Here is a 24183-nt window from a genome sequence, read left to right on the forward strand (position 1 = left end):
ACCGTTACCCTCTTTTCCAGCGAGTGCCCTGTGCTGTATCCTCTAAAATGATTCCCTGCGCTTTTAGTTCATCGCGTATTTCATCCGCACGTGCAAAATCACGATTCTTTCGAGCATCAAGACGTTCTTGGATCAATGCATCTACTTCGTCATCCACTAATTCATCCGCGCTATCAAATGGCAATCCAAGCACACCCATTAATTGATCTAACGCATCGATGAATTGCTGAAGTACGTGACGGTCTGTATTTTTCTCAAGCAAGTATACATTTGCCTGTTTAGATAGTTCAAATACGGCGGCAATCGCATTAGCCGTATTGAAGTCATCATCCATCGACATTTCAAATGCCTTAATTTGTTCGTTAATCTTATTTAACCATGATGCGGAGTCTTCTGCTAGATCAGCCGAAATCGTTAAACGATGCTGCAAATTGCTGTACGCAGTTTGGATACGTTCCAGTCCATTCGCCGCGCTTTCTACAAGATCCTGTGCAAAGTTAACTGGATGACGATAGTGTACGGAAAGCATGAAGAAACGCAACACCTTCGGGTCTATTTGCTTACGAATATCATGTACCAAAATAAAGTTCCCTAATGACTTCGACATTTTCTCGTTATCAATATTGATATAACCGTTATGCATCCAATAGTTGGCGAAAGTTTTACCTGTAGCCGCTTCAGATTGCGCAATTTCATTTTCATGATGTGGGAATGTTAAGTCTTGCCCACCTGCATGAATATCAATCGTGTCCCCAAGAAGCTGCTTGGCCATTACCGAGCATTCTATATGCCAGCCCGGACGACCTTTGCCCCAAGGACTATCCCATGAGACTTCCCCTTCTTTCGCTGATTTCCAAAGCGCAAAGTCAAGAGGGTCTGTTTTGATTGCATTTTCCTCTACTCGCGCACCTACTTTTAATTCATCAATGGATTGGTGTGAAAGTTTCCCATAGCCTTCGAATTCACGTGTACGGAAATAGACGTCCCCACGAGATTCGTAGGCAAAACCTTTATCGATAAGAACCTGAATAAATTCTACAATGTCTTCGATGTGCTCCGTTACGCGAGGATGCGCTGTCGCTACTTCACAACCAAGAGCACTGACATCTTCGTGATAAGCCGCAATGAAACGTTCAGTCAAGTCTCCTACTTCTTCATTTAAGTCATTTGCCGCTTTAATGATTTTATCGTCTACGTCTGTAAAGTTTGAGACATAATTCACTTCATAGCCGCGATATTCCAAGTAGCGACGAATCGTATCAAATGCAATCACAGGACGAGCGTTTCCGATATGAATATAATTATAAACGGTGGGTCCACAGACATACATTTTAACCTTTCCTTCTTCTATTGGAATGAACTTTTCTTTCTTGCGTGTCAATGTATTATAAAGTTGAATGCTCATGTAAATCTCCCTTTTCTCCATTCACGGTTTCCAACTGCTCAGTACGCAGCTTCAACTCTTGAATTTGCTTTTCTAATCGTTTGATTTCATCCGCAATTGGATCTTGCGTGGAATGATCTAGTTTATTCTTTACACGTACACCATTTGAAATAACGATTTTCCCTGGTATCCCCACTACTGTAGAGTTTGGCGGCACTTCTTTCAAGATGACCGAGCCCGCTCCAACCTTACTATTCTCCCCAATCGTAATGGAACCAAGTACTTTGGCACCCGACGCAACCAATACATTATCACAAAGTGTCGGGTGTCGCTTACCGCCTTCTTTTCCTGTTCCACCTAATGTAACCCCTTGGTAAAGTGTCACGTCATCGCCAATCTCACATGTTTCCCCTATGACTACACCCATCCCATGATCAATGAAAAGACGTCTGCCTATCACAGCTCCAGGATGAATTTCGATACCTGTGAAAAACCTGCTAACTTGCGATACTACCCGAGCCAAAAACCGAAGATTACGCTTATAAAATACATGCGCAATACGGTGCATCCAAATTGCATGCAACCCAGAATACGTTAAGATTACTTCAACCGTGCTGCGAGCTGCCGGATCTTGATCGAAAATGCATCGAATATCTTCTTTCATACGTTTGAACAATGAACTTCCCCCTTTTTTCTTCTTTCCCATGACGGCGACTTTCCCTATAGCGTAATTTCTTAAGATAAAAAAAGCGCCCCTGTCACGTATGATGACAGAGACGCATTAAATGCGTGGTTCCACTCCGCTTGAGGACATAATTGTCCCCCGCTTAATGTCTTTAACGCAGACTGTACGTATGGCCTACTACTAGTTTCGGCTCATCGCTCAAAGGTGCATTTCGATAGTGAACGACTCAGGTCATTTCCAGCCTAGATGACCCTCTCTATAGAGTATCCACTACGTACTTTCCTTTTCGACGCTTTCTATATGACAATGGTATATTAAGTTCATTTTACAGAAACTCATCGAAATGTCAATATTGTTTATTTTGCGAATCTTCCAACGCGTTGGAGGATTTTCTCTTTACCAATAAGTGCAATGGCATCCGGTAGTTCAGGTCCTGATGTCTGACCAGTCGCCACGACACGCACAGGCATGAATAAATTCTTCCCTTTATGTCCTGTTTCTTTTTGAACTGCTTTAATTGCCGATTTGATAGACGGTGCATCGAATGTTTCCAATTCTTCTAGTTGCTTCTTAAGTGACGTCATCACTTCAGGCACTTGTTCGCTCGCCAAAATTTCAGATGCTGTTTCATCATATTCCAATGTGTCATGGAAGAACTGGGCGGATAACTCGACGATTTCAGCACCAAAGCTCAACTGGCCGTGGTATAGCGCGATCAAATCGTGAACCCACGTTTGTTCCTCAGCAGACATATTTTCTGAAACCAATCCTGCCGCTTGTAGATGTGGCAATGTTAACTCAATTACTTCTTCCAAGGACAATTTTTTTATATATTGGTTATTCATCCACGTCAGCTTATCCGTATCGAACATGGAAGGAGATTTTGACAATCTAGATTCATCGAATTGTTCTACGAGTTCGTCATGTGAGAAAATCTCTTCTTCTCCGACAGGGGACCAACCAAGCAAGGAGAAGAAATTAAACATCGCTTCAGGCAAATAGCCTAACTCTTTATATTGTGCAATGAATTGAATAATTGACTCATCACGTTTTGAAAGCTTTTTACGTTCCTCATTGACGATCAGCGTCATATGACCAAACCGTGGATGATCCCAACCAAATACGTCAAATACCATTAGTTGTTTTGGTGTATTCGTCAGATGCTCTTCTCCACGGAAAACATGAGAGATCTTCATCAAGTGATCGTCGACTACTACTGCGAAGTTATACGTAGGAATTCCATTCGTCTTAACCATAACCCAGTCACCGATGTCCTTTGATTCAAACGTTACTTCACCGCGCACGAGATCATCAATCGTATACGTAGTATTTTCAGGAACACGCATACGGATATTGTATGACTTCCCGGCAGCTTCATTTTCCGCTACTTGTTCTGCTGTTAAATGACGACAAGTACCATCATACATAGGTGCTGCGATTCCCGCTTCTTTCTGTGCGTCACGCTTTGCTTCTAGCTCTTCAGGTGTACAGAAACATTTGTAGGCATGTCCATTTTCAAGCATTTCGTCTGCATATTTCTTATACAAGTCCAGACGTTCCATTTGGCGGTATGGGCCGTATTCTCCACCAACATCAATGGATTCATCATGATGGATACCGAGCCACGTCAAGTTTTCAAGTTGTGAAAGTTCACCACTCTCAACGTTTCGCGCTATATCTGTATCTTCAATACGAACAATAAACTTTCCGCCATAGTGACGAGCGAATAAATAGTTGAATAACGCGGTTCGCGCGCCGCCAATATGTAGTTGGCCTGTTGGACTCGGTGCATAACGCACACGTACTTCTTGTGTCATAATATTTACCTCTCCGTTTCGAATTGATTACGTTCTTATATAATTTCCTATCTATTTTAGCATTCTAAGGGACGTTTTGAAAGTTACTGGTTTTTCATCAGTAAAATCGTTGCCATGGCTGCGATTCCTTCTTCACGACCTGGGAAGCCTAGACGTTCCGTAGTCGTAGCTTTCACATTCACTTGCGACAGATCCGCTTCCAGCAATTCCGCCACGCGCTCACGAATATCTCCAATGTACGGTGCCATTTTTGGACGTTGCGCAATAATTGTACAATCAATATTACCTAAACGGTAGCCTTCTTCTTTCACCATCGCCCATACAGTTTCCAATAAAACAGCAGAGTCAGCGTCTTTAAACGCGTCATCCGTATCAGGGAAATGTGTACCAATATCCACTTTACCAATTGCACCAAGTGCAGCGTCTGTTACTGTATGCAATAGCACATCCGCATCGGAGTGACCTATTAATCCTTTTGAGTGCGGGATGGTAATACCACCGATAATGAGTGGTCTACCTTCTTCAAATGCATGCACATCAAAACCTTGTCCAATTCGAAACATGTAATTATTCCTCCTACTTTCTTCTAGCCAGTAAGATTTCACCTATAGCAAGATCTTCTTGGGTTGTCATCTTTACATTGTCATACGAGCTTTCCACCACTTGGACTTTGTAGCCAAGACGTTCTACTAACATCGATTCATCCGTGCCAAGGAAACCTTCTGAAATAGCCGACTCCGATGCTTCTTTCAGCAATTCATATTGAAATGCCTGAGGCGTTTGGACGAGCCACAGCTTTCCACGATCCAAGGTTTCTTTTACAGTACCATCTACCGCGTACTTAATTGTATCCTTCGCCTTAACTGCCGCTATAGCTGCACCTTTTTCATTAGCAGTACGCACCAGTTCTGTAATGACGGATGAATTCAAAAAAGGTCTAGCTGCGTCATGGACGAGAACAATACCTTTCCCTTTGTAAGCAGAGATACAAGCCGCAACACTGTTTTGACGCTCACCACCACCCTTTACAAATGTAATAGGTTTCACGTGTTGATACTGTTTGAGAATCTCTTCAATTGCAACTTGCTCTTCCGGCTTCACAGCCATAATGACTTCTTCGCAATTAGGGTCTTCTTGAAACACACTGACTGTATGATACAAAATTGAATGCTCACCAATTTTTAGAAAGAGCTTATTTTGTCCAGCCCCCATTCGTTTACCGCTTCCTGCAGCAGGAATCATCACTGTATATTTCACGTTTGTCACTCTGCTTTCTATGCTAGTTATCGACCTTTTGGTTTAGCAAAAATCATTCGTCCTGCAGATGTTTGCAATACACTCGTGACTACGACGTCAATAGCATCTCCGATATGAGACCGACCATCTTCAATGACGATCATAGTGCCATCATCTAAATATGCGACGCCTTGATTATGCTCTTTACCATCTTTGATTACGACTACATGCATTTCTTCACCCGGAATGACCACTGGTTTTACCGCGTTAGCGAGATCATTTATATTCAATACCGCAACACCATGCAAATCCGAGACTTTATTTAAGTTAAAATCATTGGTTACAACCAATCCATCCATTTTCTTCGCCAGTTTAACTAACTTTAAATCCACTTCGGCTACATTCAGAATATCTTCGTCCGTAATGAGCACTTGAGGACCATCATCATTTTGCAAACGCTTTAGAATATCTAAGCCACGTCTACCTTTTGTTCGCTTCAACGTATCGGATGAATCGGCTATATGCTGTAGTTCAGTCAGTACAAACTGAGGCACCACTAAAATTCCCTGTAAAAATCCTGTCGCCACTATATCTGCAATACGTCCATCGATAATGACACTTGTATCCAGTAATTTATATACGTCTTTTTGTGGTGGAGCGACAACAGGTTCTGTCGATTCTTTCTTTTTTGCTGTTGTCATGCGTAAATTAGAAAATGCATTAATAAACTCTTCCCACTTTTTAAAACCTACTTGGAAACCTAAATAGCCGAGAAGAATAGACAATAAGACAGGAACAACAGAAGACACTACTGGAAAACCAATTGCGCTTAGTCCGAAACTGAATAAAAAGGCTACGATTAACCCTACGACTAATCCGATCGTACCGAATAATAAATCCATGATCGGCGCTTTTAGAAGTCTTTCTTCAATCCATTTAATAAAATTCACAATCGGTTCAGTTAAAAATAAGCTTAATAAAAATAGAATGATAGCTCCTATAATTGCCTCTACATAAGGATTTTCTATGATAGGGCGTGATGTAAACTCAAACATAGCGAATAAGTACGGTAAAAATAAAACACCGAGAGTTCCTCCGATTAATAAGAATGAAACTTGGACCACTCTTTTCAACATATTCTTCCACCTCCTTTTCCTTCCTAATAGTATACAACGAATTGCAGTTAGCCGCTTAGGTTAAGTGAGGAATTTCTGAAAATTCCTCACTCCTCCTACTAGGACTATCTAAATAGCGGGAAAGTTTCTTTCCTTTCTACTTATCCCGCCATATAAATAGACATTATCTGAAGGCCATTCCTAACGCTTCTGTGATCGTCTCAACGCCCACCACTTCGATCCCGTCTGGAATATCCCAACCGCCCAAATTAGATGATGGAATAATGATGCGGTCAAAGCCAAGCTTTGCCGCTTCTGTAACGCGTTGTTCTATTCTAGATACCCGTCTAACCTCACCTGTTAACCCTACTTCACCAACAAAACAATCGCGCGCGCCTACAGCCGTGTCGCGATAACTAGAAACAATACTTAGCAAGACTGCTAAATCAATGGCCGGCTCGTCTAACTTAACACCGCCTGCAACCTTAATATACGCATCTTGTGTCTGCAATAGCATCCCAGCACGTTTTTCCAATACCGCCATTAATAGCTGTACACGGTTTTGATCCAATCCGGTCGCCATACGCTTCGGATAATTGAAACTTGATGCTGTCATCAACGCTTGAATTTCAACAAGTATAGGCCGTGTGCCCTCCATGGAAGCGACAATAGTAGAGCCTGCTCCACCTTGTGATCGCTCACGCAAGAACATTTCAGATGGATTTAAAACTTCTTTTAATCCAGCCTGCAACATTTCAAAGATTGCAATTTCATTGGTGGAACCAAAGCGGTTTTTAACGCTACGTAAAATACGGTACGTATGGTGACGTTCTCCTTCAAAATACAGAACCGTATCCACCATATGCTCAAGCAATCGCGGTCCTGCAATCTGTCCCTCTTTTGTTACGTGACCTACGAGGAATATGGCAATATTTTGCGTCTTCGCTATACGCATTAGTTCTGCGGTACATTCACGAACTTGCGATACACTTCCTGGTGCTGATGATACTTCAGGGTGATGAACAGTCTGAATGGAGTCCACAACCACAAATTTCGGTTTCACTTCATCCACGGTTTCATTAATCATCGCCAGATCAGTTTCGGCATAAATATATAACTCATCTGACTTCACGCCTAATCGTTCTGCACGTAACTTAGTTTGCTTAATCGATTCTTCTCCGGAAATATATAGTACACGCTGTTGTTGATTCGCAAGTAACGATGAGACTTGTAGCAACAATGTAGATTTCCCGATACCTGGATCGCCACCAATTAATATGAGCGATCCCGGAACAATCCCACCACCGAGTACGCGGTTTAATTCTTCTAATTCCGTTTTAACCCGTGGCTCTTCAGCCATTTCTACCTGACTAATAGGCAAAGCTTTATGCTTCACTCTGTCACCATGCTGAAATGCAGCACGCGGTCCTTTTTGCACAATCTCTACTTCTTCATCCATCGTGTTCCATTCCCCACAACCAGGACAACGTCCCATCCACTTAGCGGACTCATATCCACAAGAACGGCACATAAACTTTGACTTTCGCTTAGCCATACACTCTCTCCTTATTTGAAAATACGAAAAGGACAGCCCGCTACGCTTTTTAAAAACTAAGCGAGCGAGCTATCCGGATTATCCTATTATTATTTTTCAGTTGCTACAGTTTGTTTCTCCGTACGTACAACGAACTTGTCATCTTCTACATCTACAATTACTTTTCCACCCATTAGAACTTTACCTTCTAATAACTCTTCGGATAAACGATCTTCTACGTGTTTTTGCAACGCACGACGGAGTGGACGAGCTCCGTACTCCGGATCATATCCTTCATCGGTGATTTTGTCTTTAGCCGACTCCGTCAACACTAACTCGATATCTTGTTCAGCCAAACGCTTAGCTAGCTCTTCACTCATCAAGCTGACAATTTCACGTAATTGTTCTTTCTCTAACGAATGGAAGACGATCATGTCGTCCACACGGTTTAAGAACTCCGGTCGGAATGCTTTCTTCAATTCCGCAAGCATTTTTTCCTTCATGTCATCGTAATCGGATTCGCCGTCTTGAATATTAAAGCCGACATAGCGGTTTTTCTTCAATTCAGTCGCTCCAACGTTCGATGTCATAATAATTACTGTGTTACGGAAATCAACTGTACGGCCTTTAGAATCTGTTAAGCGTCCGTCTTCTAATACTTGCAGTAAGATATTGAAAACATCTGGATGCGCTTTTTCAATTTCATCTAGCAATACAACTGAGTACGGCTTACGGCGAACTTTCTCCGTTAACTGACCGCCTTCATCGTATCCTACATAACCTGGAGGTGATCCGACCAAACGAGATGTAGAATGCTTCTCCATGTATTCGGACATATCAATACGAATCATCGCATCTTCATCGCCGAACATCACTTCTGCTAATGCACGACCCAGTTCAGTTTTACCTACACCAGTTGGGCCTAAGAAAATGAATGAACCAATTGGACGTTTAGGATCTTTCAATCCTGCACGCGCTCGACGGATAGCTTTCGAAATAGATAACACAGCTTCTTTTTGACCAATGACACGCTGATGCAAAATTTCTTCCATGTTCAGTAATTTAGCAGACTCTGTTTCCGCAATCTTGTCAACAGGAACTCCTGTCCACATCGCTACGACTGACGCGATATCATTCACTGTCACTTCGGACTCAGTCTGTCCTTGTTTTTCCTTCCAAGCTGCTTTCGTTGTTTCCAATTCCTCTTTCATTTTCTGCTCTTTATCACGATAAGAAGCGGCTTTTTCAAACTCTTGGCTTTGAACAGCTGCATTCTTTTCAGAGCGGATTGCTTCAAGTTTCACTTCAAGCTCTTTCAAATTAGGTGGAGTTGTATACGAACGCAAGCGCACTTTGGATCCAGCTTCGTCAATCAAGTCGATCGCTTTGTCTGGTAAGAAACGGTCTGAAATGTAGCGGTCGGACATTTTCGCTGCTGCTTCGACTGCTTCATCCGTAATCTTCACGCGATGATGCGCTTCATAACGATCGCGCAAGCCTTTAATAATCTGGATTGTTTCATCTACAGAAGGCTCATCAACTTGGATCGGTTGGAAACGTCGTTCAAGCGCTGCATCTTTTTCAATATATTTACGGTATTCATCAAGTGTTGTAGCACCGATACATTGTAGTTCACCACGTGCAAGAGACGGCTTCAAGATGTTAGATGCATCAATAGCACCTTCCGCTCCGCCTGCACCGATTAACGTATGCAATTCATCGATGAACAAGATAATATTGCCCGCTTGACGGATCTCTTCCATTACCTTCTTCATTCTATCTTCGAACTCGCCGCGATATTTTGTACCTGCGACGACTGTACCCATGTCTAGTGTCATAACACGCTTGTCACGCAAGATCTCAGGCACTTCGTTACTTACGACTTGCTGTGCCAAACCTTCTGCAATCGCTGTTTTACCTACACCCGGTTCCCCGATCAATACTGGGTTGTTTTTCGTACGACGTGCCAATACTTCGATAACACGTGTAATTTCTTTACTTCGTCCAATTACTGGATCCAGCGTGCCTTCACGTGCGATTTCAGTTAAATCACGCGCTAAGCCATCCAATGTTGGTGTTGCCGCTGATGTAGAATTCGCTGGGTTGCCAACAGAACTTTCATCATTGCCAAGCAACTGAAGTACTTGCTGGCGAGCTTTGTTCAAGCTAACGCCTGCATTATTTAGAACCCGTGCAGCTACGCCTTCTCCTTCTCGAATCAATGCCAACAGAATATGCTCTGTACCGATATAAGAATGTCCTAACTTACGAGACTCATCAACAGATAATTCGATAACGCGTTTTGCACGAGGAGTATAATGAACGATCGGACCCACATCTTTAGAGCCTACACCTACTAGAATTTCTACTTCTCGTTCAATAGTATCTGCATTCACACTTATTGCTTCAAGAGCTTTTGCTGCGATGCCGCCACCTTCTCGAATCAAACCAAGCAGAATATGCTCAGTACCAATAGATTCATGCTTTAAACGAATAGCCTCTTCTTGAGCCAATTGCAAAACTTTTTGTGCACGTTGTGTAAATCGATTAAACATCATATTCATTCCCCTCTTCCTTCTTCAGTGGACTATATTCTATGTTATGCAAAATAACACATCAATGCTTTGTTTCATATAACTATATATATTCATGTCAGTTCGCGATACAACCTAATCCGCATATTGACTTTGACTATCTTTGATTAATTATAAATGCTATAAGACTTTCTTGCAAAAACTTTGCTCATAACGAATCATTATCTTTTTCTTGTGCGGCAGAACGCTCTATTCCTAGACGATCACGGAATAATTGTGCACGAAGGATATCACGTTTATCAGATGTTAATTCTTCTTTCGCATATTGTTGCAGAAAACCTGGTTGCATGAAAATCATCAATTCATTCAAAATTGTCATATCAATATTTTCAATGATACCTAAATCTATACCCAAACGGACGTCAGACAAACATTTTGCCGCTTCGGCTGACGGCAAGATTCGCGAATGGGTCAGTGTACCGAGTGACCTGAATAATCTATTTTCCAAGTGAACTTCCGACTTAGCCAATAATAATTCACGTGACTTCTTTTCGTGCGCAATCAAGCGTTTTGAAATACTCTCTAAATCTTTCAAGATTTCCTCTTCTGATTTGCCGAGTGTGATTTGATTAGAAATCTGATAAATGTTACCTAGCGCTTCACTGCCCTCTCCATAACTTCCACGCACGACCATTCCAAGCCTGGATATCGCAGGTATAATTCTTTCGATTTGCTTCGTGATAGTTAGTGCCGGTAAATGCATCATGACTGACGCGCGCATTCCCGTACCGGTGTTGGATGGACAACTTGTCAAATAGCCAAATGTTTCATCGAAAGCATAGTTCAAATTCACTTCAAGTTCGCTATCTACTTGATCAGCCTGTTCATATGCCTGATCTATTTGAAAGCCTGGATAAATACATTGAATGCGAATATGGTCTTCTTCATTCACCATAATACTAATCGTTTCGTCTTCTGACAGCAAAACGGATCCATGTTTTTTAGGATTGATCAACTGCGGGCTGACTAAATGTTTCTCAACTAAAATTTGCCGTTCAAGTGGAGACAAATCTTCCATTGTAATACTCGTAAAGTGATCATCCTGCATCGTCTCGACCGCTTGGTTCAATGCTTTGCTTACGTCGTTTGCATCTTCTTGCGTGGCACTTATCGGAAATGGATAATCTTGTAAGTTTCGAGCTAGCCTGATTCTTGTGGACAAGACGATGTCAGCATGCTCACCTTCCGCTACCATCCAACCTGTCAGTTCCTGTTTGATGAATTTTTCAAATGACATGTTGATCATCACCTCCATCGGACAGTTGCTGTTTCACTTGGTTGGCCTCATCACGTAAAGTTGCCGCTTCCTCAAAACGTTCGTTTTCTACAGCTTCCTGCATTTTCGTCCGGATATCTTCAAGCTTCCTCTTTAAAGCAAAACGTTCATTAAGTGAAACGGGGATCTTTCCACGGTGTTGGGTATGCCCATTATGCAGTTTGGCAAACACTCTTGGCAGTTGCCCCTTGAATGTTTCGTAACATACCGCACAACCAAACTTCCCGATATCGAGGAAACGATGGAAGGTCAACCCGCAGCTCGGACACTTCGGACCATCCGGTAATCTTTCATCAGCTTTTTGTTCCGGAAATAACTCTGAACCACCCAACCAGTGTGCTAAAAATTGTTGTATTGATAACGGTTCTTGATCCGGACTGAAAGAAAATGTTTGTGAGTAAAATGCACATTTATCACATAAATGACGCTCTATTACATCATTTGATGTTTCTTGTTTAAACACTACAGTAGCTGGTCGTTCTTTGCAGTTTTCACAAAGCATTGAAATTCACCTCATTCTATCTCTTCATAAATTAATGTAACTAACATAGCGCGAAGAATACGCGAACGTAACGCATCCCGCTCAGGTAACATATAACGCAAAGTAGCGCGGCCTACTGCAGCAAGCATCAGTTTAGCTTCACGTTCTGTAATGACTTCTTCTTCAATTAAGCGGATAATGACATCTTCCGCCATAGTGGATGATGCTTCATTCTCCAAAATTTCTAACGCCTGTTCAAGTAAGTCTTTGCGGGAGTTGGTACGCACCCTGTAAATCCGAATGTAGCCTCCGCCTCCTCGCTTAGACTCAACAGCATAGCCTCTCTCGACGGTAAACCGAGTTTTGATCACGTAATTAATCTGTGATGGTACGCATTGGAACTTTTCGGCAATCTCATTTCGTTTGATTTCAATAGAAGCGCTATCTTCCTCTTCTATAATCGACTTCAAATATCCTTCTATAATGTCAGAAATGTTACGCATCTCGTCACCTCTTTTCGCTCGCTCATCTAGTTGACTTTGACTATCTTTGACTTGATTGTATCGCAGAAATTAGGCGGGATGCAATTCATTTGTTTGTATGTATACCTTATTACGTTAAAAGGAAACCTATTGCTAGGTTGTCACATCAGGCTATTAATTATTCAATTAGTCATCAGACAAAAATAAGATGAATGCTTTCTACTTATCATCAACCATTGTCATCTTCCTGAATAGAATACTGAATGAATAACAAAAGACTGAAGAACAGATCCTTATAGCGGATTGTCTTCAGTCACTGTATACAACTATTCATTCACTTTTTATTTATATAGTAATAGGTTCTTTGCGCAACGGTTCGAGGTCGACTACGAAGCCCATGTCTTCAAGCATTTTTTGATCTTGATCGTTTTCTTGACCGGCTGTTGTGAGGTAGTCACCGATGAAGATGGAGTTTGCGGCGTAAAGGCCTAATGGTTGCAGGCTTCTTAGGTTCACTTCACGTCCACCTGAGATGCGGATCTCTTTGCCAGGATTGATGTAGCGGAATAAACACAAAACTTTTAGACAGTAGCGTGGGTCTAGTTCTGATGTTCCTTCTAATGGCGTTCCATCAACTGCATGTAGGAAATTTACAGGTATGGAGTCTGCGTCCAGTTCGCGTAGGCTACGCGCCATAGAGATAATGTCTTGCTTTGTTTCCCGCATACCGACGATGACGCCTGAACAAGGAGATATGCCCGCTTCTTTGGCAAGTCCTACAGTGTGTACACGATCGTCATATGTATGAGATGTGGTTATACTTTCGTGATGTTCTGCAGATGTGTTTAAGTTGTGATTGTAGCGATCTACTCCTGCCTCTTTCAAACGAGTTGCTTGTCCTGGCTTCAAAATACCCAGGCAAGCACATACCGTCATTCCTTTGTGCTTTTCTTTAATTTGTTTAACAGAGTCAATGACTATGTCTAGTTCACTGTCACGCGGTCCCCGTCCACTAGCGACGATGCAATAGGTGCCTGCTTTATTGGCAGCTGCACGCTCTGCACCTTCAAGTATCTCTTCTGATTTCATCATCGCATACTTTTCGACAGGTGCTTTTGAAATGATGGACTGGGCGCAATAACCACAGTTCTCCGGACATAGTCCTGATTTCGTATTAATGATCATATTCAACTTTACCTTATTTCCGAAGTAATGCGATCGAATCGAGTACGTCGCGTGTAGCAATAATAGCAAATCTTCATCTGGGCTGTTTAATATAGCGAGTGATTCCTCGTCAGTTAACACATGTCCTTCAAGTACTTTAGTGGCCAGTTGTTGGTAATACATTATAGTGCACGCCTCACTTTCAAGTGTTTTGATATTCTGAACGCAAATATGCCTGACAGCACAGCTAAAATTAGATCTTTCGGCAGTGGGGGCATCATCCATAGCCATGCGATCTTATAAGTGAATACGTCGGGTGCAGCAGCCCACATCTTATACGCAAAATACATCCAACTTGTACCTAGTATGTAGTTGATTGCTGTGGCAACTAGCGCTGCGGTAATAAAAGCAGGTAGGGTCTGATTTCGCTCCACAATCTTTCCCGCTACATAAGCAATTAGAATGAAAGTAAGAATAAAGCCAAACGTTGGACTTAAAATTTGACCGAAGCCGCCTGAAAATTTAGCGAAAACCGGTGCGCCTGCTAGTCCTATTAACATATATACCGTCATAGATAATGCACCTAGACGACTACCAAGTAATAATCCTGATAAGATTGCGAAAAACGTTTGCAATGTGATCGGTACACCACCAACTACTAAAAACGGCACGAAGGACGTAATATTCGCTCCGATCATCATTAAAGATGCAAACATCCCGCTGTATACAATAGTTAAAGCACTGAATCTACTTACCGGTCGTCTCTCTGTTGCTGTTGCCATTATGTCACCTCTTTTTATATTAGTTACCTTAAAAATATTAATGGTTAACACATCGTATGTCAACACTATTTATTTTTAAGTTAACTAATAAAAATGAATAAAAAAAGACTGCAGCGCAACGCTGACAGCCTATTTTTTCTCATCAATCTGTTCTTCTTTTTCTTTACGAAATAAAACGCTTGAGAGTAAACCACTAAATATAGCAGCTGCGATTGTAATGTACACACGCATATCATAAGCAACTTCTTCATAACTGTTACCTAACATAATCCAAGCAAGCGTACCTACAAGAACAGCGATCGGAAATGAGTATTTAAAGAATCGCATAGTCCCTCACCTTTTCGAGTTGTTTCTTTGATTTTAGCATATATGCCGCAATTTCTCTATGCTCTAACTCCGCAAACGGAACTTCACCAAACATTCACTTGACGATATCCAACAAAGCGGCTATGATGTGGTTAGAATAATCAAAATAATTGAATAAGAAACAAATCTTATCAAGAGAAGCTAAGGGACTGGCCCGTCGACGCTTCAGCAACCAGCCATCTAGGCAAGGTGCTACTTCCAGCAGTCTGTCAAATTGACACTCTGAAAAGATGAGAGGGAACTAGTCATTGAGATTACAAAGCCTTCTACTATACTTGAAGGCTTTTTTTGATTAGAAAAAGCAAAGGGGAGATGGGATTATGTCATTGCTAGAGAAGCTACAAACAAATGTCTTAACGGCAGACGGTGCAATGGGGACTATTTTATATTCTTACGGAATTGATTACTGTTATGAAGAACTAAACGTAGAAAAGCCTGAAATTATAGAGCAAATTCACCAAGACTATATCGCAGCCGGTGCAGATATAATCCAGACAAACACTTACAGTGCGAATGCGAACAAATTAGCTCGCTATGGCTTAGAAAGTCATGTAACAGAATTCAATAAAGCGGCCATTCAAATTGCAAAGCGTGCAGCAGCGCCTGGGGGGCAATTTGTTCTTGGAACAATTGGCGGCGTACGCGGCATACGTAAAAGCGATGCTACATTAAACGAAATAGAAAAAGTCGTACTAGAACAAGCCCATGCTTTATTAGCAGGTGACCCTGATGGACTTCTATTAGAGACGTATTATGACTTTGAAGAGTTATCGTCTGTTGTGACCACGTTAAAGAAAATCACGGATGTTCCATTGATTGCACAAGTTTCTATGCATGATCCGGGTGTCTTACAGAATGGGCTTTCATTAAACGAGGCACTTCATCAACTCGAGTCTCTCGGCGCAGATATCGTAGGCGTCAACTGTCGCTTAGGCCCTTACCACACGATTCAAGCATTCGATAATGTTACATTACCTGAAAAAGCATTTTTATCCGCCTATCCAAATGCCAGTCTTTTGGATGTAGAAGATGGACGTATTGTCTATGAATCTGAAGCAGAATACTTCGGACGCGCTGCCGTATTACTTCGTGATCAAGGCGTTCGGTTGATTGGCGGATGTTGCGGAACGACGCCTAAGCATATTAAAGCAGCTAAAACACAGTTAGCGCGACTAGCACCTATTACAAAAAAGTTTGTGCAACCGGCAAAACCTATCGTGATTCATGAAGCAAGGCCTGTAAAACATCAACCCCTTCACGAAAAAGCCAAAACAGAGCGCACGGTGATTGTAGAACTAGATACACCACGCCACTTGGAAACTGAAGATTATATCAAAGGGGCAAATGTGTTATATGACGCAGGCGTTGACGCTATAACAATGGCGGACAATTCACTTGCTTCCCCGCGCATTAGCAACATGGCGATGGGCTCGATCATTAAGATGCAACATAATATCCGCCCACTTGTACATTTGACATGCCGCGATCATAATCTAATTGGCTTACAATCACATTTGATGGGACTCGATGCATTAGGCATTCACGATATCCTAGCCGTAACAGGCGATCCGACAAAAGTTGGCGACTTCCCTGGTGCTACAAGTGTCTACGATGTATCCAGCATGGAGTTATTACAATTAATCAAGAAGTTGAATGAAGGAATTTCATTCTCCGGAAAACCGTTGCGCAAGAAAGCTAGCTTCTCTATTTCGGCAGCTTTCAATCCGAACGTACGTGTAATCGATCGCGCCGTACAGCGACTCGAGAAGAAAATTGAAGCGGGTGCCGACTATTTCATCACGCAACCGGTTTATACGAAAGAAAAGATTATCGAAGTATATGAAGCAACAAAACATTTGGACACACCGATCTTCATTGGTATCATGCCGCTAACCAATATACGAAATGCCGAGTTCCTGCATCACGAAGTACCCGGTATCAAGCTTTCAGAAGATGTGTTGGATAGAATGCGTGAGTGCGGAGATGACCGTGAAAAGTCAACCGAAACGGGTCTTGAAATCGCAAAAGAGTTGATTGATACAGCAGCTCAGTATTTTAATGGGTTGTATCTCATCACACCATTCCTTCGTTACGATATGACATTAGAGTTGTATGAACACATTAAGGAAATAGATCAGCAGAAAGAGAGGGAATTAATACATGCAGAGACATCCTATTGAAGAGCAACTAGATAAACGAATCCTGATCATTGATGGTGCGATGGGGACGATGCTGCAAGCGGAAAATTTCTCAACGGATGACTTTGGCGGAGAAGAATACGATGGGTGTAACGAATACATGAGTGTGTTACGCCCGGATGTTTTAGAGAAAATTCACGATGAGTACTTAGAAGCTGGAGCAGATATCATTTGTACAAATACATTTGGTGGTACTCCCCTTGTATTGAATGAATTTTCACTCGGGCATCGTGCAGATGAAATTAATGCAAAGTCTGTAGAGATTGCGAAAAAGAGTGCAGCAAAGTTTTCCACGCCGGAATGGCCACGTTTTGTCGCAGGTGCGATCGGACCCACGACAAAGACACTTTCGGTTACGGGCGGCATTACATTTGATGAACTATCCAATGATTTTTATGTGCAGGCAAAAGCGCTTATAGAAGCGGGCAGTGACTTAATACTGATGGAAACGAGTCAGGATATGCTGAACGTGAAGGCCGGAACCATTGGTATTAAAAAGGCGTTTGAAGAGCTTGGACGCGAAATTCCTATCATGATCTCAGGAACGATCGAACCGATGGGTACAACACTCGCAGGACAAAGTATTGAAGCGTTTTATATTTCCATTGAACACGTGCACCCTCTTTCGGTCGGTTTGAATTGTGCGACAGGTCCTGAATTCATGACCGACCATTTACGTTCATTATCTGACTTAGCAACGAGTTATGTCACTTGTTATCCAAACGCTGGATTGCCAGATGAAGAAGGACATTATCATGAGTCCCCTGAATCTCTATCGAAAAAACTGGAAGGCTTCGCTGAAAAAGGTTGGTTGAACATGGTTGGCGGTTGCTGCGGTACAACACCTGATCATATTCGCGCAATACGTGAGGTCGTAAAAGATAAAGCACCGCGCAAGATGCCTGAAGTTTCTCATGGCCATGCCGTTTCAGGGATCGAACCGTTACTTTACGACGATACATTGCGTCCGTTATTAATTGGTGAACGTACCAACGTAATCGGTTCACGTAAGTTCAAACAATTAATTGTAGAAGAAAAATTTGAAGAGGCTTCTGAAATCGCACGCGCACAAGTAAAACGTGGTGCTCACGTACTGGATATTTGTCTCGCAAACCCTGACCGTGATGAATTGTACGATATGACTCGCTTCATGAAAGAAGTCGTAAAAAAAGTCAAAGTTCCTCTTGTCATTGACTCTACGGATGAAAATGTCATTGCGGAAGCGTTGAAGTTCTCTCAAGGTAAAGCAATCATTAACTCTATCAACTTGGAAGATGGTGAAGAACGCTTTGATGCTGTACTTCCTTTAGTAAAAAAGTATGGGGCAGCTGTCGTTGTCGGAACGATTGATGAAGTTGGAATGGCGGTGACAAGAGAACGTAAGCTGGAAGTTGCGTTGCGCTCCTATGATTTACTCGTCAATAAATGGAAGATCCCGCCGGAGGATATCATTTTTGATCCACTCGTCTTTCCTGTCGGTACCGGTGATGCGCAATACATCGGATCAGCCGTGGAAACAATTGAAGGAATACGATTAATCAAGGAAAAACTTCCACGCACCTTAACAACTCTTGGTGTCAGCAACGTATCCTTCGGGTTACCTCCCGTCGGCCGCGAAGTGTTGAACGCTGTATACTTGTATCACTGTACACAAGCAGGTCTGGATTATGCGATTGTCAATACAGAGAAACTTGAGCGCTTTGCTTCGATTCCAGAAGCTGAAATCAAGCTGGCGAACGACTTGCTATTTTCTACTACAGATGAAACACTAGCAGACTTCACGGATTTCTATCGTGGGAAGAAAAATGAGAAGTCAGAAGATGATATACCGAAAACAGTACCTGAACGTCTCGCGTACTACGTAGTGGAAGGGACGAAAGAAGGTTTAATTCCTGACCTGGAAACCGCTTTGAAGACATACGACGCACCACTGGATATCATCAATGGTCCTTTAATGAAGGGAATGGCTGAAGTTGGACGTTTATTCAATGATAACCAACTGATTGTAGCGGAAGTTCTGCAAAGTGCTGAAGTCATGAAGGCTTCTGTTTCCTACCTTGAACAATTCATGGAGAAGAATGAAGACGATAGCGGGAAGGGCAAGATTATTCTAGCGACAGTAAAAGGTGACGTACACGATATCGGAAAAAACCTCGTAGAGATTATCTTAAGTAATAACGGGTTTAAAGTAATAGATATCGGAATCAAAGTGACTCCAGCTTCTCTAATTGAAGTGATCCGTAAAGAAAAACCAGACATTGTAGGACTGTCGGGACTTCTCGTAAAATCTGCGCAACAGATGGTATTAACGGCGCAGGACTTTAAAGCAGCAGGAATCGATACGCCCGTAATGGTTGGTGGTGCCGCTTTAACGAGACGCTTCACTGAAACGAAGATCGCCCCCGAGTACGATGGCCCAGTTATTTTTGCAAAAGACGCAATGCAAGGTCTTGATTTAGCAAATCGTCTTCAAAGTACTGACAAAGGAGCGTTACTTGAAGAATTAGCGAATAGTATTGAGAAACGTGAAACGAATGACGCGATTAAAGCAAGTCGAGGTTCTACAGCAGTTGCAGTAAAGCCGCGTCCTGTGAAAACGGTACGCACTGATGTTCCTGTATTCACCCCAACTGACTTACGTAGACGGGTCGTGAAAGATTACTCGGTTGCCCACTTACATCCTTATGTAAATATGCGTACACTGATTGGACACCACTTAGGTCTACGTGGAAATGTCGATAAAATGCTCGAAAGAAAAGAGGAACGGGCAGTACAACTTCACGAGATGGTAACTGAGTTCTTGAAGTCCGATAAGATGAAAGCTTCTGGTATTTATCAATTCTTCCCTGCCCAGGCAGATGGCGATGACGTAATCATTTATGATCCAGAAGATTCAAAAACTGAAATTGAACGATTTACATTTCCCCGCCAAGAGAAGGATCCATTCCTCTGCTTGGCTGACTACTTGAAAACAGTACAAAGCGGTGAAATGGACTACGTTGCATTCATGCAAGTGACTGCTGGTAAAGGCGTTCGCGATTATGCGAATAAGCTGAAGGCAGAAGGAAAGTTTCTCGAAAGTCATGCATTCCAAGCAACGGCTTTGGAATTAGCAGAAGGCTTTGCTGAAAGGATTCACCAAGAAATCCGTGACCAATGGGGATTCCCTGATCCAACAGACTTTACAATGCTTGAGCGTTTCGCAGCTAAATATCAAGGCCAGCGATTCTCATTCGGCTATCCTGCTTGTCCAAATTTAGAAGACCAAGCTAAACTCTTCCGACTCATCAAACCGGAAGATCACGGTGTCATCCTAACCGAAGAATTCATGATGGAACCAGAAGCATCTGTATCAGCAATCGTTTTCGCGCACCCTGATGCACGATACTTTAACGCATAACCCAAATGCTGAAAGCGCCGGGTTGACTCGACAGGCGTTGGAAGAACTACCCAAAAGGCGCTCCTTGCCTTTTTGGTAGTGCTGAAACGTCCCGAGAGTCTGGCGCTTGAAGCTGGATGACCCAAATGCCAAGAGCGCCGGGTAGACCAGACAAACGTTGAGAGAACTAAAACAATCCGCCATCTCTAACATACTAGAGGTGGCGGATTGTTCATATTATAAGACGATTAGCGACATCTTCTACGACGGTGACAACCTCCGCCACCCCACATACCTCCTGCTCCTGGTCCAAATCCTGGGCCGAATCCTGGTCCCATTCCCGGGCCAAATCCTGGGCCTCTTCCTGGCATAATAGTAGAGCCCATAACGTCTTCAGTGGTTTCTGTATAGTAATGTTGCGGTACACCGACCACGTGATGACGATTTACATTCACGATCGGATGAATAAATGGCATTTCTTGCTTAGTGAAGCAATCGTTAAATCGATACTGTGGCGGGCAAGTAACAGGCTGGAAACCATGATGCTGTCCGCCTTGCATACCATGCTGACCTTGCATCCCGTGATGTGGTTGGTGTCCCCATCCTTGCTGATGATGTCCACCTGACATTCCACAATGTCTTTGATTCATTTCTCCACCTCCTTATACCCTATTACATGCAAGCTAATCGATTTGTTACGGGCTAGCGACATAGGATAGTGAAAAATAAAAAGCAATATCCTTTACCTACTTAGATAAAGGATATTGCTTTATTCATGATAGGCTAGCTACAACTCACAGTTTCTTGGTATAGAGGGCTTCTCGTAGCCTAGACTATTTTCTATTGATTCAAGCTTCTTCACAATCATTTTACACTCATTTAACGCACCATGGACCGGAGCACCTTCGCCTACCATATTCTCAGAACGTAAAAAGTCAGAGTCTCGACGCAACTCCAGCTCAGCTGGATGGATGTATTGACGTTCCATACATTTTCACCCTTTCTTCTTTATATGATATATAAGACAAAGCCAGTCTATTCATCTTCTATTATACACCAATAATCTAACAATTCAAATTAGTCAATTCGTTATTCATGAGTGAAGTGAATGCTATGTGGGTATAGTACGATATCATCTATTTTTGAAGGAGAGAATATATATGAAACGAAACAGAATTATACTATTTGATGGTGAATGTAACTTCTGTGACGCAAGCGTGCAATTTATTATTAAACGTGACCCGTACAAACACTTTTCATTCGCCTCGTTACAAGATGACGTAGGAAGAAAACTTCGGAAAGACTATCAAATTCCCGATAATGTAGATAGCTTAGTATTGATTGAAAATGGCAAAGCCTATACAAAGTCGGGTGCGGCTTTACGGATTGCAAAAAAGCTGGATGGTTTATGGCACTTGGCATTTCTATTCGTAGTCATTCCACCAGCAATCCGTGACATCGCTTACGATTATATTTCAACAAACCGATATAAATGGTTCGGCAAAAAGGAGTTATCCTGCATGCTCCCCTCACCTGAAGAACGTCAACGTTTTATCTCGTAAAGAATATATATCCAGTTATACTAAAAAGACTGAAAACAACCTCCGATGTTCCTAGAGTTGTTTTCAGTCCCGGCCTTCCTACTTAAAGGAAGGCTTTTTTCATGAAGTTAATTCTTTATATTCTTTATCAGTAAAGGCCCGAGATCTGGTCAGGAAACGTTTTCCTTCCACTCCTTCGAGCGAAAACATTCCACCTCGTCCATCGACTACGTCAATAATCAGCTGTGTATGTTTCCAGTACTCAAACTGACTTTTCATCATATAGAACGGCATACCACCGATATGGCCAAGCAAGATATCCTGATTGCCTACAATCAAATCTCCATCTTCGTAACACATCGGGGAGGACCCGTCACAGCAACCACCGGACTGATGAAACATCAGTGGCCCATGTTTATCTTTTAATAACTCTATAAGAGCCAACGCTTCTTCTGTTGCGATTACTCGATCTGGCATAGGAATTCCTCCATTCACTTCGGATCCTCCAGGCAGATTCGATCAAAAGAACCCTTGTTTACTTTCGTCATAGCTAACGAGCATATTTTTCGTCTGCTGATAATGCGCTAGCATCTGCAAGTGGTTTTCACGTCCGATACCCGAAGCTTTGTAACCTCCGAAAGCAGAGTGTGCCGGATACGCATGATAGCAGTTCGTCCACACACGTCCCGCTTGGATTCCGCGTCCAAAGCGATATGCCGTATTCATATCGCGTGTCCATACGCCTGAACCTAGTCCATATAATGTGTCGTTCGCAATTTCTAACGCTTCTTCTTTATCTTTAAATGTTGTAACCGCTACTACAGGACCAAAGATCTCTTCTTGGAAGATTCTCATTTTATTATGTCCTTTAAATACAGTTGGCTTCACATAATACCCTTCTGCAAGATCCCCTTCGAGTTTATTCTGTTCTCCACCCGTCAGACATTCTGCACCTTCTTGTTTTCCGATATCCAAGTAAGAAAGGATTTTCTCTAGTTGTTCAGTAGATGCCTGAGCACCCATCATAACCGTTGGATCCAATGGATTTCCTGTCTTGATCGCTTTAACACGCTCCAGTGCGCGTTCCATGAACTTGTCGTAAATGGATTCCTGAATTAATGCACGGGATGGACATGTACAGACCTCTCCTTGGTTTAATGCGAACATAACGAAACCTTCAATTGCCTTATCAAGGAATGCATCGTCTTCCGCCATTACATCTTCAAAGAAAATATTCGGAGATTTCCCGCCAAGTTCCAATGTAACCGGAATTAAGTTTTGAGAAGCATACTGCATGATTAGACGGCCAGTTGTTGTTTCGCCTGTGAATGCAATCTTGTTGATGCGCGGATTGGATGCTAGTGGTTTTCCTGCCTCTAATCCAAAACCGTTGACTACGTTCAAAACTCCTGCCGGCAGTAAGTCTTCAATTAACTCAACCAATACTAATATAGACGCGGGTGTTTGCTCAGCAGGCTTTAACACAATACAGTTTCCTGCGGCCAATGCCGGAGCAAGTTTCCAAACTGCCATCAGAATCGGGAAGTTCCAAGGAATAATCTGACCTACCACACCTAATGGCTCATGGAAGTGGTAAGCTACCGTATCGTTATCGATTTGGCTTACTCCGCCTTCTTGCGCACGAATTGCAGAAGCAAAGTATCTGAAATGGTCTACTGCAAGTGGAAGGTCAGCATTCAATGTTTCACGAACAGCTTTTCCGTTATCCCACGTTTCAGCTACAGCTAGCATTTCTAAATTCTCTTCGATACGATCGGCAATCTTCAGTAAAATATTCGAACGTTCAGTGACTGATGTCTTCCCCCATGCATCTTTTGCTGCATGAGCCGCATCTAGAGCCAGTTCAATATCTTCTTCTGTAGATCTTGCAACCTGGGTAAATACCTTTCCGGTAACTGGCGTTGTATTATCGAAATACTGGCCTTTTACTGGTGCTGTCCACTTGCCACCAATGAAGTTATCATAGCGTTTTTTGAACTGAACCTTTGAACCTTCTGTATTTGGGTTTGCATAAACCTGACTTTCTGAAGCTTGTACCATACTACGTCACACTCCCTGTTCTCTCATTTTTCTTCTATTCTAGTACAATCACTTTTGCACACAGAGATACTATACGAATCTCTAACTA

General features: G+C 42.4%; 21 protein-coding genes, 1 riboswitch and 1 other annotated feature. Of the genes, 3 read left to right on the forward strand and 18 right to left on the reverse strand.

The window, feature by feature from the left end:
* Positions 1-4 precede the first annotated feature (4 nt).
* The 14 genes from cysS to SporoP17a_RS08655 form a co-directional block, all read right to left on the reverse strand.
* Complete coding sequence (gene cysS / locus SporoP17a_RS08590; protein ID WP_083034272.1) at positions 5-1405, reverse strand: cysteine--tRNA ligase; 1401 nt, start codon at positions 1403-1405, stop codon at positions 5-7.
* Complete coding sequence (cysE, locus tag SporoP17a_RS08595) at positions 1386-2060, reverse strand: serine O-acetyltransferase (RefSeq protein ID WP_083034273.1); 675 nt, start codon at positions 2058-2060, stop codon at positions 1386-1388. Before cysE ends, cysS begins: the two co-directional genes overlap by 20 nt.
* 93 nt (positions 2061-2153) lie before the next feature.
* Positions 2154-2368 (reverse strand) — a binding site (T-box leader).
* A gap of 57 nt (positions 2369-2425) precedes the next feature.
* Positions 2426-3886, reverse strand: a complete 1461-nt coding sequence (gene gltX / locus SporoP17a_RS08600) for a glutamate--tRNA ligase (protein WP_083034274.1) — start codon at positions 3884-3886, stop codon at positions 2426-2428.
* A gap of 83 nt (positions 3887-3969) precedes the next feature.
* Entirely contained in the window at positions 3970-4449 is a 480-nt protein-coding gene (gene ispF, locus SporoP17a_RS08605; protein ID WP_083034275.1) for a 2-C-methyl-D-erythritol 2,4-cyclodiphosphate synthase, read from the reverse strand.
* 13 nt (positions 4450-4462) lie between these two features.
* Positions 4463-5143, reverse strand: coding sequence for a 2-C-methyl-D-erythritol 4-phosphate cytidylyltransferase (gene ispD / locus SporoP17a_RS08610; protein ID WP_083034276.1), 681 nt, complete (start codon positions 5141-5143; stop codon positions 4463-4465).
* A gap of 26 nt (positions 5144-5169) precedes the next feature.
* A complete protein-coding gene (locus SporoP17a_RS08615; protein WP_083034277.1) occupies positions 5170-6258 on the reverse strand; it encodes a PIN/TRAM domain-containing protein in 1089 nt (362 codons plus the stop codon).
* A 163-nt stretch (positions 6259-6421) separates the two neighbouring features.
* Complete coding sequence (gene radA, locus SporoP17a_RS08620; protein WP_083034278.1) at positions 6422-7792, reverse strand: DNA repair protein RadA; 1371 nt, start codon at positions 7790-7792, stop codon at positions 6422-6424.
* A gap of 89 nt (positions 7793-7881) precedes the next feature.
* Entirely contained in the window at positions 7882-10329 is a 2448-nt protein-coding gene (locus SporoP17a_RS08625) for an ATP-dependent Clp protease ATP-binding subunit (RefSeq protein WP_083035978.1), read from the reverse strand.
* 184 nt (positions 10330-10513) lie between these two features.
* The gene (locus SporoP17a_RS08630; protein WP_083034279.1) at positions 10514-11602 is read right to left on the reverse strand and encodes a protein-arginine kinase McsB; all 1089 of its coding nucleotides are present in this window, start codon (positions 11600-11602) and stop codon (positions 10514-10516) included.
* A complete protein-coding gene (locus tag SporoP17a_RS08635) occupies positions 11592-12143 on the reverse strand; it encodes a UvrB/UvrC motif-containing protein (RefSeq protein ID WP_083034280.1) in 552 nt (183 codons plus the stop codon). Before SporoP17a_RS08635 ends, SporoP17a_RS08630 begins: the two co-directional genes overlap by 11 nt.
* 11 nt (positions 12144-12154) lie before the next feature.
* Positions 12155-12625 carry a CtsR family transcriptional regulator gene (locus SporoP17a_RS08640; RefSeq protein WP_083034281.1) on the reverse strand — a complete coding sequence of 157 codons (471 nt, stop codon included), beginning with the start codon at positions 12623-12625 and terminating at the stop codon, positions 12155-12157.
* Between the two features lie 324 nt (positions 12626-12949).
* On the reverse strand, positions 12950-13951 hold the full coding sequence (gene bioB, locus SporoP17a_RS08645) for a biotin synthase BioB (protein ID WP_083034282.1): 1002 nt from the start codon (positions 13949-13951) through the stop codon (positions 12950-12952).
* Positions 13951-14550 carry a biotin transporter BioY gene (locus tag SporoP17a_RS08650; protein WP_083034283.1) on the reverse strand — a complete coding sequence of 200 codons (600 nt, stop codon included), beginning with the start codon at positions 14548-14550 and terminating at the stop codon, positions 13951-13953. Before SporoP17a_RS08650 ends, bioB begins: the two co-directional genes overlap by 1 nt.
* 129 nt (positions 14551-14679) lie before the next feature.
* The gene (locus tag SporoP17a_RS08655) at positions 14680-14877 is read right to left on the reverse strand and encodes a hypothetical protein (protein WP_083034284.1); all 198 of its coding nucleotides are present in this window, start codon (positions 14875-14877) and stop codon (positions 14680-14682) included.
* Positions 14878-15041: 164 nt separating this feature from the next.
* A riboswitch (SAM riboswitch) is annotated at positions 15042-15153 on the forward strand.
* 83 nt (positions 15154-15236) lie between these two features.
* Here SporoP17a_RS08655 and SporoP17a_RS08660 point away from each other — a divergent pair.
* Complete coding sequence (locus SporoP17a_RS08660) at positions 15237-17096, forward strand: bifunctional homocysteine S-methyltransferase/methylenetetrahydrofolate reductase (RefSeq protein ID WP_083034285.1); 1860 nt, start codon at positions 15237-15239, stop codon at positions 17094-17096.
* On the forward strand, positions 17077-20514 hold the full coding sequence (gene metH, locus SporoP17a_RS08665; RefSeq protein WP_083034286.1) for a methionine synthase: 3438 nt from the start codon (positions 17077-17079) through the stop codon (positions 20512-20514). The genes SporoP17a_RS08660 and metH overlap by 20 nt, the downstream gene beginning before the upstream one ends.
* Positions 20515-20741: 227 nt before the next feature.
* Here the strand turns inward: metH and SporoP17a_RS08670 are convergent, their stop codons facing one another.
* Together SporoP17a_RS08670 and SporoP17a_RS08675 are read right to left on the reverse strand one after the other, a co-directional pair.
* Complete coding sequence (locus SporoP17a_RS08670; protein WP_156890548.1) at positions 20742-21143, reverse strand: hypothetical protein; 402 nt, start codon at positions 21141-21143, stop codon at positions 20742-20744.
* 137 nt (positions 21144-21280) lie between these two features.
* Complete coding sequence (locus SporoP17a_RS08675; protein WP_083034287.1) at positions 21281-21481, reverse strand: hypothetical protein; 201 nt, start codon at positions 21479-21481, stop codon at positions 21281-21283.
* A gap of 172 nt (positions 21482-21653) precedes the next feature.
* Between SporoP17a_RS08675 and SporoP17a_RS08680 the strand changes: the two genes are divergently transcribed.
* On the forward strand, positions 21654-22055 hold the full coding sequence (locus tag SporoP17a_RS08680; protein WP_083034288.1) for a thiol-disulfide oxidoreductase DCC family protein: 402 nt from the start codon (positions 21654-21656) through the stop codon (positions 22053-22055).
* A 99-nt stretch (positions 22056-22154) separates the two neighbouring features.
* Here SporoP17a_RS08680 and SporoP17a_RS08685 read toward each other — a convergent pair whose 3' ends face one another.
* Together SporoP17a_RS08685 and adh are read right to left on the reverse strand one after the other, a co-directional pair.
* On the reverse strand, positions 22155-22511 hold the full coding sequence (locus SporoP17a_RS08685) for a DUF779 domain-containing protein (protein WP_083035982.1): 357 nt from the start codon (positions 22509-22511) through the stop codon (positions 22155-22157).
* 42 nt (positions 22512-22553) lie between these two features.
* Positions 22554-24095, reverse strand: coding sequence for an aldehyde dehydrogenase (adh, locus tag SporoP17a_RS08690; protein WP_083034289.1), 1542 nt, complete (start codon positions 24093-24095; stop codon positions 22554-22556).
* Between the last annotated feature and the right edge of the window lie 88 nt (positions 24096-24183).

The organism is Sporosarcina ureae, from assembly GCF_002082015.1.
GTDB classification, from domain to species: domain Bacteria; phylum Bacillota; class Bacilli; order Bacillales_A; family Planococcaceae; genus Sporosarcina; species Sporosarcina ureae_A.